General features: G+C 71.5%; 10 protein-coding genes. 7 read left to right on the top strand and 3 right to left on the bottom strand.

Going from position 1 to position 12,718, the window contains the following annotated elements:
* Positions 1-14 precede the first annotated feature (14 nt).
* The gene (locus G6N48_RS09845; protein WP_085267292.1) at positions 15-3,341 is read right to left on the bottom strand and encodes a transglutaminase family protein; all 3,327 of its coding nucleotides are present in this window, start codon (positions 3,339-3,341) and stop codon (positions 15-17) included.
* Positions 3,342-3,407: 66 nt separating this feature from the next.
* Positions 3,408-4,370, bottom strand: coding sequence for a DUF2189 domain-containing protein (locus G6N48_RS09840; protein ID WP_163670813.1), 963 nt, complete (start codon positions 4,368-4,370; stop codon positions 3,408-3,410).
* A 137-nt stretch (positions 4,371-4,507) separates the two neighbouring features.
* On the opposite strand from G6N48_RS09840, the gene G6N48_RS09835 reads away from it, so the two are divergent.
* Together G6N48_RS09835 and G6N48_RS09830 are read left to right on the top strand one after the other, a co-directional pair.
* Positions 4,508-5,872: a replication-associated recombination protein A gene (locus G6N48_RS09835; RefSeq protein ID WP_085269718.1), complete on the top strand. Its 1,365-nt coding sequence runs from the start codon at positions 4,508-4,510 to the stop codon at positions 5,870-5,872.
* Complete coding sequence (locus G6N48_RS09830; protein ID WP_085269717.1) at positions 5,869-6,204, top strand: YciI family protein; 336 nt, start codon at positions 5,869-5,871, stop codon at positions 6,202-6,204. Before G6N48_RS09835 ends, G6N48_RS09830 begins: the two co-directional genes overlap by 4 nt.
* Here the strand turns inward: G6N48_RS09830 and G6N48_RS09825 are convergent.
* Entirely contained in the window at positions 6,201-6,824 is a 624-nt protein-coding gene (locus G6N48_RS09825) for a hypothetical protein (RefSeq protein ID WP_085269716.1), read from the bottom strand. The genes G6N48_RS09830 and G6N48_RS09825 overlap by 4 nt on opposite strands.
* Before the next feature lie 137 nt (positions 6,825-6,961).
* On the opposite strand from G6N48_RS09825, the gene G6N48_RS09820 reads away from it, so the two are divergent.
* From G6N48_RS09820 to G6N48_RS09800, 5 genes are all read left to right on the top strand, one after another.
* Positions 6,962-7,363 carry a secondary thiamine-phosphate synthase enzyme YjbQ gene (locus G6N48_RS09820; RefSeq protein WP_085269715.1) on the top strand — a complete coding sequence of 134 codons (402 nt, stop codon included), beginning with the start codon at positions 6,962-6,964 and terminating at the stop codon, positions 7,361-7,363.
* A gap of 82 nt (positions 7,364-7,445) precedes the next feature.
* The gene (gene alaS, locus G6N48_RS09815; protein WP_085269714.1) at positions 7,446-10,142 is read left to right on the top strand and encodes an alanine--tRNA ligase; all 2,697 of its coding nucleotides are present in this window, start codon (positions 7,446-7,448) and stop codon (positions 10,140-10,142) included.
* A complete protein-coding gene (ruvX, locus tag G6N48_RS09810; protein WP_085269713.1) occupies positions 10,143-10,667 on the top strand; it encodes a Holliday junction resolvase RuvX in 525 nt (174 codons plus the stop codon).
* Positions 10,660-11,913 carry an endolytic transglycosylase MltG gene (locus tag G6N48_RS09805; protein ID WP_085269712.1) on the top strand — a complete coding sequence of 418 codons (1,254 nt, stop codon included), beginning with the start codon at positions 10,660-10,662 and terminating at the stop codon, positions 11,911-11,913. Before ruvX ends, G6N48_RS09805 begins: the two co-directional genes overlap by 8 nt.
* Positions 11,891-12,715, top strand: coding sequence for a shikimate dehydrogenase (locus tag G6N48_RS09800; RefSeq protein WP_085269711.1), 825 nt, complete (start codon positions 11,891-11,893; stop codon positions 12,713-12,715). The genes G6N48_RS09805 and G6N48_RS09800 overlap by 23 nt, the downstream gene beginning before the upstream one ends.
* The last annotated feature ends 3 nt before the right edge of the window (positions 12,716-12,718 follow it).

Raw genomic sequence — 12,718 nt, 5'->3', positions numbered from 1 at the left:
GTCCGCAAACGCCATTACTGCTGCACGGTACGCACGCGGCGCAGGTCGAGGATGCCCGGCGCGCCGATGTCGGTGTAGATGCGCGCCTGCTTCTCCTTGAGGCCGGCCAGGTCGAGCTTGCCCGGCGTGAAGCCGGTCGCCTCGAAGCGGCGGGCGCGGCGCGCCTCGGCCTCCACGGCGTTGACGGGCGGTTGGTCGTAGGCGCGCCCGCCGGGGTGCGACACGTGGTAGGTGCAGCCGCCGCGCGACGTCTCCGAGGTGAGGTCGACCAGCTCGAACTGCAGCGGGCCGTCGGTGGTGATGGTCGGGTGCAGCGCGCTCGGCGGCTGCCACGCCTTGAACCGCACGCCGCCCACGTGGATGTCGGGATTGTCGGTGGCCAGCAGCGGCACCGGATAGCCGTTGCAGGTGACCACGTAGCGGTGGCGGTCGGCGCCGATGATGCGGACCTGGATGCGCTCGACCGACGAGTCGACGTAGCGGGCGGTGCCCGTCGCGGTGGACTCCTCGCCGAGGGTGTTCCACGGCTCGATCGCCCCGCGCAGCTCGATCTCGACGCCGTCGAACACCGCCGTGCCGATGCGCGGGAAGCGGAATTCGGTGAACGGGTCCAGCCAGCTGGTCTCGAAGGCGATGCCGTGCGCGCGCAAGTCGGCGGCGACCTCGGCGATGTCCTGAATCAGGAAGTGCGGCAACAAGTATCGCCCGTGCAGATTGGCGCCGTGGCGGATCAGCGGGGCGCGCAGCGGCTGTTCCCAGAACCACGCCACCAGCGAGCGCACCAGCAGCGACTGCACCATCGCCATGCGCAGGTGCGGGGGCATCTCGAAGCCCCGCAACTCCAGCAGGCCGAGCCGGCCGCGGGGGCTGTCGGGGCTGTAGAGCTTGTCGATGCAGAACTCGGCGCGGTGAGTGTTGCCGGTGATGTCGGTGAGCAGGTGCCGCAGCGCGCGGTCGACCACCCAGGGCTTGGGCGAGCCGGCCGCCGCGAGGCGGGCGATCTCGGCGAAGGCGATCTCGAGCTCGTAGAGGGCCTCGGCGCGGCCCTCGTCGACCCGCGGCGCCTGCGACGTGGTGCCGACGAATCGCCCGGCGAACAGGTAGGACAGCGACGGGTGCCGCTGCCAGTAGGTGAGCAGCGACACCAGCAGGTCCGGGCGGCGCAGCAGGGGGGAGTCGGCGGGCGTCGCCCCACCGAGGGTGATGTGGTTGCCGCCGCCGGTGCCGCCGTGCGTGCCGTCGACGTCGAAGGACTCCGTGGACAGCCGGGCGAGGCGGGCCTGGGCGTAGAGCGTCTCCAGTTGTTCGCGCTGTTCGGCGAAGCCGGCCGTGGGCGCGACGTTGACCTCGATCACGCCCGGGTCGGGCGTGATCGTCGTCGAGCGCAGCCGCGGGTCCGGCGGCGGGTCGTAGCCCTCGATCACCACCGGACGGTCGGCCTTGGCCGCCGCGGTCTGCACCCGGGCGACGAGGTCGACGAAGTGCTCGAGCGCCTCGGTGGGCGGCATGAAGATGTACACCAGCCCGTCGCGGACCTCGGCGACCATCGCGGTCGTCGGCGCGGTTTCGGGGTCGGTCACCACCGCGTCGCCCGCCTCGGGCCCGGCCGGCAGCGCGCCGGGAACGGACAGGGGATCGGCGTCGAACCGGGCGCGCGGCGGGTGCCAGCTGATCGAGTCCAGCGGCAGCCGCAGCCCCGCCGGCGAGTCCCCGGCCAGCAGCACCAGGCGGCCCCGTCGCAGCCGCCAGTCGGCGCTGGCCCAGCCCAGGTCGTCGTCGCGGCGATGCAGCGGCAGCACGAAAGCCGAAGGCGCCGTGGTGGATTCGTCGAGGCGCGCCAGCAGCGCGGCGCGGTCGGCGGCGGTGTCGGCGCCGGGGGCCAGGTCGTCGGTCTCGCTCACCGGATCGCCTTCGGGCATGCGAACTTTGGCGGCCAACCGGGACAGCGGGTCCTCGTAGGCGGGTCGCACCTGCGACAACGGCAGGCCCAGCCCGTCGGCGACCCCGGCGAGCACCTCGTGCGCGGCCTCGGCGTCGGCGGGGCCGGCCGCCTCGTCGCCCCAGGGATCGGCCAGCAGCGCCTCGTCGGTCCACAGCGGCAGCCCGTCGGTGCGCCAGTAGAGCGCAATCTGCCAGCGCGGCAACGGTTCTCCCGGATACCACCTGCCCTGGCTGCGCTGGATCAGTCCCTGCGGCGCCCACACCGACTTCAACCTGGCGGCCAGGTCGGAGGCGCGGCGCCGCTTGTGCGGCCCGTCGGCGGCCGTCGTCCACTCCTTGGAGGTCTGGTTGTCCACCGACACGAACGTCGGCTCGCCGCCGACGGTCAGCCGGACGTCGGCGGCGGCCAGCCGCTCGTCGACGCGCCGGCCGACCTCGCAGATCGTCTGCCACGCCTCGTCGCTGTAGGGCAGCGTGACGCGCGGGTCCTCGTGCACGCGGGTGACGGTGTTGGAGAACTCCAGCACCGACTCGCAGACCTCGGTGCCGCCGCTGATCGGCGCCGCCGACGCCGGGTGCGGCGTTGCGGCCAGCGGGATGTGGCCCTCGCCGGCGAACAGCCCCGACGTCGGGTCCAGCCCTATCCAGCCCGCGCCCGGGATGTACACCTCGGTCCACGCGTGCAGGTCGGTGAAGTCGGCGGCCGGCCCCGACGGCCCGTCGAGGGCCTCCACGTCGGAAGCCAGCTGCACCAGGTAGCCGGACACGAAGCGGGCGGCCAGCCCGAGCTGGCGCAGAATCGACACCAGCAGCCACGCCGAGTCCCGGCACGAGCCGATCCCCGTGCGCAGCGTGCGGTCCGGCGTCTGCACCCCGGGCTCCATCCGCACGCTGTAGGCGACGTCGGCGTTGATCGCGCGGTTCAGCGCGACCAGCACGTCGATGGTGCGGGTCCCGTCGGGCACCGAGAAGTCGCCGACCCAGGACCGCGCCAGCTCGCCGGGGCCCGACCCCTCGCCGTCCTCGTCGACCGGGCGCAGGTACGGTCGCAGGTCGTCGGCCAGCGCCTTGGGATAGACCAGGCCGCCGGGCGGCCAGGTCTCGGCCCAGTCCTCGATGAAGAAGTCGAAAGGGTTGATCACCTTGAGGTCGGCGATGAGCCCCACCGTGATGCTCAGCCGGGTCGTCGGGTTCGGAAACACCAGCCGCGCAACGAAATTGCCCAGCGCGTCCTGCTGCCAGTTGATGAAGTGGTCGTCGGGCTCGACGTGCAGCGAGTAGGCCTCGATGGGCGTGCGGCAGTGGGGCGCCGGGCGCAGCCGCACGATGTGCGGGAAAACCCGGACCAGCCGGTCAAAGGTGTAGCTGGTGCGGTGCTCCAGCGCAACTTTGATACTCATAACCGCTGATTGCATCACAAGCGCCACCAGGCTGCAGCGCAGTGCAATTCAGCGTCGGCGCCGCCGCTAGGCGGGGTATTGCCCAGGTGGGGGTCCCGGCTGGTAGCCGGACTGCTCCAGCGGGACGACCTGGCCGCCCGAGAGCTTGCGGTAGGTGTACACCAGGATCAGCCCGGCCAGCGGGGCGGCCACCAGCAGGCCGACACCGCAGACCAGCGCCCCGACGAAGACCACCGCCAGCTCCACCAACCACGCCAGCAGGGCGTTGCCGAAGTTCGACGACACCGTCGAGAAGCTCGACTTCAGGCCCGTGATGGGCGACTGCGAGCGGTCGATCACGAACGGCACGGTGAACTGGACGAAGATGCCCAGGATCAGGCCGGGAAGGAAGCACAGCGCCGACGCGAGCCCCGTCAGCGCGCCCACCAGCAGCGCGGCGAGGATCGCCGGACCGAGGTTGCGCGGCTTGAAGAACGAGCCGATGCCCACCGGCCGGCCGTCGGCGATGTCCAGGCAGCCGGAGAAGAACGCGGCGTGCACGAACACCCCGACCGCGAACACCAGCAGGTAGCCGACCGCCATGATGGCCCAGCCGCCGGGCCCCATGGTCGTGGTGGCGCTGGTGTAGTCGTCGGAGTCGGTGATGTTGGTGTTCAGGCCGCCGCTCAGCGCCAGCACGCCGTAGCCGACGCCGAACAGCAGCGCGTAGATCAGCACCGAGACGACGAGCGCCACCGCGTTCTTGGTGAACATGTTCCACGCCCAGCTGAACGCGGCGCCGACGCTGAAGCCCGGGCCCGTGGCGGGCCCGCCGTAGCCGGGCTGCTGCCCCCAGCCGGGCGGGGGCCCGCCGTAGCCGGGGGGCGGTCCGTAACCGGGCGGCGGGGGTGGCGGTGCGCCGTAACCGGGTGGGCCGGGCGGCGGTCCGTAACCGGGCGGCGGGCCGGGCGGTGGTGGGTAGCCGGGCGGGTTCTGGTTGCCCCCGTGGGGGTCGGGCGAGGTCCCTGGATATTCGGGGGGCTGGCTCATGTCCGTCCTAGCTGTCTGATTGCTCTGTGGGCACACGCACGGGACTTGGCAAACGGGAACTTAGCAAATATGTGGCCAGGACGCGCGCATTGCCCGCCGCCTGCCTGGGCCGACGCACCCGGTCATCCCGGCGTGGTATGCCTAAAGCCGTGTCCGACGGTCTGTTTGACCTCCCCGGCGCCGCCCGGACGAGCGACCGCGGCCTGGGCGTGTCGGCCGGGGCGCCGCTGGCGGTCCGGATGCGACCGGCGTCGCTCGACGAGGTGGTGGGCCAGGGGCACCTGCTCGCGCCGGGTTCGCCCCTGCGCCGCCTGGTCGAGGGCTCCGGTGTGGCGTCGGCCATCCTGTACGGCCCGCCGGGCAGCGGGAAGACGACGCTGGCCTCCCTGATATCGCAGGCCACCGGCCGCCGGTTCGAGGCGCTCTCGGCGCTGTCGGCCGGTGTCAAGGAGGTGCGGGCCGTCATCGAGTCGGCGCGCCATGCGCTGCTCAACGGCGAGCGCACGGTGCTGTTCATCGACGAAGTCCACCGCTTCTCCAAGACCCAGCAGGACGCGCTGCTGTCCGCCGTGGAGAACCGGGTGGTGCTGCTGGTGGCGGCGACCACCGAGAACCCGTCGTTCTCGGTGGTGGCCCCGTTGTTGTCGCGGTCGCTGATCCTGCAGTTGCGCCCGCTGGGCGCCGACGACATCCGCACCGTCGTGCAGCGTGCCGTCGACGATCCCCGCGGCCTGGGCGGCCGGGTGGCCGTGGCGCCCGAGGCGGTCGGGCTGCTGGTGCGGTTGGCCGCCGGCGACGCCCGCCGCGCGCTGACCGCGCTGGAGGTAGCCGCCGAATCGGTTCAGGGGTCCGGCGCGCAGGTGACCGTCGAGACCGTCGAGCAGTCGCTGGACGAGGCGGCGGTGCGCTATGACCGCGACGGCGACCAGCACTACGACGTCATCAGCGCCTTCATCAAGTCGGTGCGCGGCTCCGACGTCGACGCGGCCCTGCACTACCTGGCCCGCATGCTGGTGGCCGGGGAGGACCCGCGATTCGTCGCCCGCCGGCTGCTGATCCTGGCCAGCGAGGACATCGGCATGGCCGATCCGAGCGCCCTGCACACCGCGGTGGCCGCCGCGCAGACCGTGCAGCTGATCGGGATGCCCGAGGCCCAGCTGACCCTGGCGCACGCCACCATCCACCTGGCCACCGCGCCCAAGTCCAACGCCGTCACCACCGCGCTGGGGGCGGCGATGGCCGACATCAGGGCGGGCAAGGCCGGCCTGGTCCCCGCGCACCTGCGCGACGGCCACTATTCCGGCGCGGCAGCCCTGGGCAACGCCCAGGGCTACAAGTACTCGCACGACGATCCGGACGGCGTTGTGGGACAACAGTATCCGCCAGACGAGCTGGTCGGCGTCGACTACTACCGGCCGACCGGTCGCGGCGGCGAGCGGGAGATGGCCGGCCGGCTGGAACGCCTGCGCGCGATCATCCGGGCGAAAAGGAGGCGATCGTGAAGACCTTCACCGACGCGCAGATGAGCGAACTGCTGCCGAAAGCGAGGCCCTACAGCCTGGTGATCCTGACCAAGGGGCCCAACTTCGATGACGCCGGGACGCCGGCCATCGTCTGGGAGCACGGCCGCCGCAACTTCGCGCTGCGCGACGACGGCGTGCTCGCGGTGGTGCTGCCCGTCACCGACGACTCCGACGTCTGCGGTATCGGGGTCTTCGCCGCGACCATCGACGACACCGTCGCGATCATGGCCGACGACCCGGGCGTGGCATCGGGGGTTTTCAACTACCGGGTGCACCCGTGCCGCGGGTTTCCCGGGGACTCGCTGCCCTAGACCAGCTCGGGCACCCGAAGCCGGGCGATCGCCAGCTCGAACTCGGCGACGTCGATCACCTCGGCGCCCAGATCCCGCACACGCCTGCTGCGCAGCTCGGTCGCCCGGTCCCGGTTGCGCGCCATCGCCTCCATGCTGTCGAACGTCGAGCAGGACACCGCCCGCCGGCAGGCCGGGTGGTCGACCATCAGGCTGGCGCTGCAGAACCCGTCGAGCTGCTCCATCTCCGGCAGCACCGCCTCCCGGTAGAAGTCCAGGGACCGCCCGAGCTGGTCCGGCACCACCTTGAGCCAGGTGGCCCGCACGCAGGCGCCGTCCCGCGAACGGTGGTCGCGATGCAGCAGGGCGATCTCCCATTCCTCGACCCGCGCGCTGCCGTCGAACATCAGCGCGGCCTGGTCGCGGACCGGCGCCACCCGCTCGGCGCTGGACCGCATCGCCTCCACGGTCTCCCACGAGCTGGTGGCGATGCACGTGCCGGACTGCCGGTCGACCAGCAGCGACAGTCCCACGAAGCCGTCGATCGCCGCGAGGGCGGGCATGACGACGTCGCGGACGTGCGCGATGCCGATGTCGACGGACAACGGCTGCGCCGAAATGGTGGTGGAGCGTGCGTACACGATCGACCCCTCTCGTGTGGGGCGGCGCCCCGGCGGCGCCACCGGTCCCACCAGTCACCTTCCTCCTGCCCGCGAGGGTGTGGCAACCGTCACATCGAATTGGCCGCGTCCTGCGGCATCGCCGTAGGCTGGTCCGGGTGCATACCGATGTACTGGAGGTGGACACCGCGCACCGCCGCATCGTGGACCTCACCGACGCGGTCCGCAGGTTCTGCTTCAGCTGCGGCGACGGCCTGTGCAACGTGTTCGTGCCGCACGCCACGGCCGGGGTGGCCATCATCGAGACCGGTGCGGGCTCCGACGACGACCTGGTCGACACCCTGGAACGGCTGCTGCCCCGCGACGACCGCTACCGGCACGCGCACGGCTCGGAGGGCCACGGCGCCGATCACGTCCTGCCGGCGATCGTCTCGCCGTCGGTGACCGTGCCGGTGGCCGGGGGCGATCCTGCGCTGGGCACCTGGCAAAGCATCGTGCTGGTCGACCTCAACCGGGACAACCCGCGCCGGACGGTGCGGTTGAGCTTCATGGCGGGCTGACGGCCACCGCCGGGCGGCACGCCGCGTTGCCCGCAGAATAGGCTGGGAACCCACGTCGAAGTAAGAAAGAAGCGGAAGAAGAGTGCAGACACACGAGATCAGGAAGAGGTTTCTTGATCACTTCGTGAAGGCGGGCCACACGGAGGTGCCGAGCGCCTCGGTGATCCTCGAGGATCCCAACCTGCTGTTCGTCAACGCGGGCATGGTCCAGTTCGTCCCGTACTTCCTGGGCGCGCGCACGCCGCCGTACCCGCGGGCCACCAGCATCCAGAAGTGCATCCGGACGCCCGACATCGACGAGGTCGGCATCACGACCCGGCACAACACCTTCTTCCAGATGGCCGGCAATTTCTCGTTCGGTGACTACTTCAAGCGCGAGGCCATCGAGCTGGCGTGGAGCCTGCTGACCGGCGGCCTCGACGACGGCGGCTATGGCCTGGACCCCGAACGGCTCTGGGCGACGGTCTATTTCGACGACGACGAGGCCGTGCGACTGTGGCAGGAGATCGCCGGGCTGCCCGTCGAGCGTATCCAGCGCCGCGGCATGGAGGACAATTACTGGTCGATGGGCATCCCCGGGCCGTGCGGCCCCTCGTCGGAGATCTACTACGACCGGGGTGCGGAGTTCGGCGTCGGCGGCGGCCCGATCGCCAACGAGGACCGTTACATCGAGATCTGGAACCTCGTGTTCATGCAGAACGAACGCGGCGAGGGCACCGGCAAGACCGACTTCGAGATCCTGGGTCCGCTGCCCCGCAAGAACATCGACACCGGCATGGGCGTGGAGCGGGTCGCGTTCATCCTGCAGGGCGTGGCCAACGTCTACGAGACCGACCTGTTGCGCCCGGTCATCGATCTCGTCGCGTCGCGCGCGCCGCGCGGATACGACGCCGGCAACCACGAAGACGACGTGCGCTATCGCGTCATCGCCGACCACAGCCGCACCGCGGCGATTCTGATCGGCGACGGCGTCAGCCCCGGCAACGACGGGCGCGGCTACGTGCTGCGCCGCCTGCTGCGCCGTGTCATCCGCTCGGCCAAGCTGCTCGACATCGACGGCCCGATCGTCGGCGACCTGATGGCCACCGTGCGCGACGCCATGGGGCCGTCGTACCCCGAGCTCGTCGCCGACTTCGACCGGGTCAGGCGGATCGCCGTCGCCGAGGAGACGGCGTTCAACCGCACGCTGGAGTCGGGCTCGAAGTTGTTCGACGAGGTCGCCGGCGCCACCAAACGGTCGGGCGCACAAGCGATCTCCGGTTCAGATGCGTTCACCCTGCACGACACCTACGGCTTCCCGATCGAGCTGACGCTCGAGATGGCGTCGGAGGCCGGCCTGCAGGTCGACGAGATCGGCTTTCGCGAGCTGATGGCCGAGCAGCGCCGCCGCGCCAAGGCCGACGCCGCCGCGCGCAAGCATGCCCACGCCGACTTGACCGCTTATCGCGAGCTGGTGGACGCCGGGCCCACCGAGTTCACCGGCTTCGACGAATTATCCTCGGAAGCAAGGATTCTCGGGATTTTCGTGGACGGAAAGCGGGTGCCGGTGGTGGCGCACGGCGCCGATGGGGCCCAGCGGGTGGAGATGGTGCTCGACCGCACACCGCTCTACGCCGAGTCCGGCGGCCAGATCGCCGACGAGGGCACCATCAGCGGCACCGGGTCCGGCGAGAGCGCCCGAGCGGCGGTCACCGACGTGCAGAAGATCGCCAAAACTCTGTGGGTGCACCGGATCAACGTCGAGTCGGGGGAGTTCGTCGAGGGCGACACCGTGGTCGCCGCCGTCGACCCGGGCTGGCGCCGCGGCGCCACGCAGGGCCACTCGGGCACCCATATGGTGCACGCTGCGCTGCGACAGGTGCTGGGCCCCAACGCCGTTCAGGCCGGGTCGCTGAACCGGCCCGGCTACCTGCGTTTCGACTTCAACTGGCAGGGGCCGGTGAGCGAGGAGCAGCGCACCCAGATCGAAGAGGTGACCAACGAGGCCGTGCAGGCCGACTTCGAGGTGCACACGTTCACCGAGCAACTCGAGAAGGCCAAGGCCATGGGCGCGATGGCGCTCTTCGGCGAGGCCTATCCGGACCAGGTGCGGGTCGTGGAGATCGGCGGCCCGTTCTCGCTGGAGCTGTGCGGCGGGACGCACGTGCACAACTCGGCGCAGATCGGGCCGGTGACCATCCTGGGTGAGTCGTCGATCGGTTCGGGGGTCCGGCGGGTGGAGGCCTACGTCGGGCTCGAGTCGTTTCGGCACCTGGCCAAGGAACGCGCGCTGATGGCGGGGCTGGCGTCCTCGCTGAAGGTGCCGTCCGAGGAGGTGCCCGCGCGGGTGGCCACCCTGGTGGAGCGGCTCAAGGCCGCGGAGAAGGAACTCGAACGCGCCCGCAAGGGCGGACTCACCGCAACCGTGGCCAAGATCGAGCCCGAGCGCATCGGCAACGTCTTGCTGGTGGCCCAACGCATGCCGGCCGCGACGGCGGCCGACCTGCGCTCGGTCGTGGGCGGCATTCTGCGCAAGCAAGGCAGTCAGCCGGCGGTGGTCACCCTGATCGCCGAGACCTCTGACGGCGACGGCGGGTCGGCCGTCCCGTACGTCGTCGCGGTCAACGCGGCCGCGCAGGACCTGGGTATCAGCGCCAACGACCTGGTCAAACGCCTGTCCGTGGCCGTCGACGGCCGGGGCGGGGGCAAAGCCGACACCGCCCAGGGCTCAGGGAAGGATCCGACCGGCATCGACGTGGCGCTCAAGGCGGTACGCGATGAGATCGATCGGGTCGGTTGAGTGGTCCCGGCACAACATCGCTTGCCCGACCGGCCCGGCGACCCCGACCAGGGCAATACGGCGCGGGCGTCCCGGCGCGGCAGAAGCCTGGGCATCGACGTCGGCAGCGTGCGCATCGGCGTGGCCTGCAGCGACCCCGACGGTATCCTGGCCACCCCGGTGGAGACGGTGCGCCGCGACCGAACCGGGCGGCACGTGCGCCGGCTTTGCGCGCTGGTCGCCGAGCTCGAGGTGGTCGAGGTGGTCGTCGGCTTGCCGCGGACCCTGGCCGACCGCACCGGACCCGCGGCCCTCGACGCGATCCAGCTCGCCGAGACGCTGGCCCAGCGGATCGCGCCCATCCCGGTGCGGCTCGCCGACGAGCGGCTGACCACCGTCAGCGCGCAGCGGTCGCTGCGCGCGGCCGGGGTGCGGGGCCGAGAGCAGCGGTCGGTGATCGACCAGGCGGCGGCGGTGGCGATCCTGCAGAGCTGGCTCGATGAGCGCCGCGCGCCGCAGAGCGCGGGGGGACTCGCCGATGGTTGACAGCGCACGCCGCGAACGTGCTGAGCCCGAGACGGTCGGGTCGCCGCGGCGCAGGATGAGCCGCGTCGACCGTCGGGCGCGCCGGCGCGAGGAGCGCAACCGCCGCCGGCGCCGCTTCGCCGGCAGGGCGGCGTTGGCGGTGATCGTCGTCGTCGTCGTGGGCGTCGTGTTCGCCGGGGTCAAGCTGTGGCCCACCATGTTCGGGTCCGCCGACGACTACTCGGGCGGCGGCAAGCGCGACGTCGTGATCCAGGTGCAGGACGGCGACTCCACCACGATGGTGGGCGAGACGTTGCTGCACGATGGCGTCGTGAAGACCGTCCGGGCGTTCGTCAACGCCGCGCACGGCAACAACGCGATCAACGCCCTCCAGCCCGGCTTCTATCAGATGCGCACCGAGATCCCGGCCGCCAACGCCGTCGCGCGGCTGGCCGACCCCGGCAACCGGGTGGGCAGGCTGGTCATCCCGGAGGGCCGGCAGCTCGACGACACCACCGACATGAAGACCAACGTGACCATCCCGGGAATCCTGACGCTGACGTCGCGGGCCACCTGCGCCGCTTTCGACGGCGGCAAGCACTGCGTCTCGGTGGCCGACCTGCGCGCGGCGGCGTCCGACAGCGCCCCCGCGGCGCTGGCGGTGCCGCCGTGGGCCCTCGAGCCCGTCACCGAGCTCGGCAAGGACCACCGCCGCATCGAGGGGCTGATCGCCCCGGGAACGTTCAACGTCGATCCCTCCGCAACGCCCGAGACCATCCTGGCGGGCCTGATCAGCGCCGGGGCCGCGGAGTACATGAAGTCCGGGCTGGTGGACAGCGCCAAGGACATGGGCCTGTCGCCCTACGACATCCTCGTGGTGGCGTCGCTGGTGCAGCAGGAGTCCAACACGCCGGACTTCGCCAAGGTGGCGCAGGTGATCTACAACCGCCTGCACGCCCACCACACGCTGGAATTCGACTCGACGGTGAACTATCCGCTGGACCGGCGCGAGGTGGCCACCAGTGACGCCGATCGCGCCCAGCGCACGCCCTGGAACACCTACGTGTCGCAGGGGCTGCCCGCCACAGCCATCTGCTCGCCCGGCGTCGACGCCCTGCGCGCCGCGGAGCATCCCGAGCCCGGTGACTGGCTGTACTTCGTGACCATCGACGCGCAGGGCACGACGCTGTTCACCAAGGACTACAAGCAGCATCTGGCCAACATCGAGCTGGCTAAGCGCAACGGTGTCCTCGACAGCTCGCGCTAGACGGGCGGGCGTGCTCGGCAGGCCGATCGCCCACTCGAAGTCTCCGCAACTGCACCTGGCCGCCTACCGCGCGCTGGGCCTGGACGGCTGGACCTACGAGCGCATCGACTGCGGCGCGCAGGAGCTGGCGGGCGTGGTCGGCGGGTTCGGGCCCGAGTGGGTCGGCGTCTCGGTGACCATGCCCGGCAAGTTCGCCGCGCTGCGGTTCGCCGACGAGCGCACCGAACGCGCCGAGCAGGTGGGGTCGGCCAACACACTGGTACGCACCGCGTCGGGCTGGCGCGCCGACAACACCGACGTCGACGGGGTCCGCGGCGCGCTGTCGGCGGCCGGGGTGGCCTCGGGATGGGCGCTGGTCTGTGGATCGGGCGGCACCGCGCCGGCGGCTGTCGTGGGTTTGGCGCAGCTGCGCGTCGCCGGCGTCACGGTGGTGGCCCGCGACGCGCGGAAGGCGGCCCGGCTGCTGGACCTCGGCGCCCGGGTCGGGGTCGCGACGCGGTTCTGCGCCCTGGACGGCAGCGGCCTGGCCGACGAAGTGGCTGCCGCTCAGGTCCTGGTCAGCACCATTCCGGCCGACGTCGCGGCGCGGTACGCGGGAACCTTCGCGGCGATCCCGCTGCTGCTGGATGCGGTCTACGACCCCTGGCCCACCCCGCTCGCGGCCGCGGTGTCCGGCGCCGGCGGCCGGGTGATCGGTGGGCTGCAGATGCTGCTGCACCAGGCGTTCGCGCAGGTGGAGCAGTTCACCGGGCTGCCCGCGCCGCGCGAGGCGATGGCTTGCGCCCTGCAGGCGGCGCGCTAGCGT

The sequence above is a fragment of the Mycobacterium parmense genome, from assembly GCF_010730575.1.
GTDB lineage: Bacteria > Actinomycetota > Actinomycetes > Mycobacteriales > Mycobacteriaceae > Mycobacterium > Mycobacterium parmense.
Note: the sequence above shows the minus strand (reverse complement) of the source record. Positions and strands in the feature narration are given on the sequence as shown.

Bases quoted from the DNA above. Each gene is read 5' to 3' on its own strand.
- G6N48_RS09845 (WP_085267292.1), bottom strand. From the start codon at position 3,341: ATGAGTATCAAAGTTGCGCTGGAGCACCGCACCAGCTACACCTTTGAC.
- G6N48_RS09835 (WP_085269718.1), top strand. From the start codon at position 4,508: ATGCCTAAAGCCGTGTCCGACGGTCTGTTTGACCTCCCCGGCGCCGCC.
- G6N48_RS09840 (WP_163670813.1), bottom strand. From the start codon at position 4,370: ATGAGCCAGCCCCCCGAATATCCAGGGACCTCGCCCGACCCCCACGGG.
- G6N48_RS09805 (WP_085269712.1), top strand. From the start codon at position 10,660: ATGGTTGACAGCGCACGCCGCGAACGTGCTGAGCCCGAGACGGTCGGG.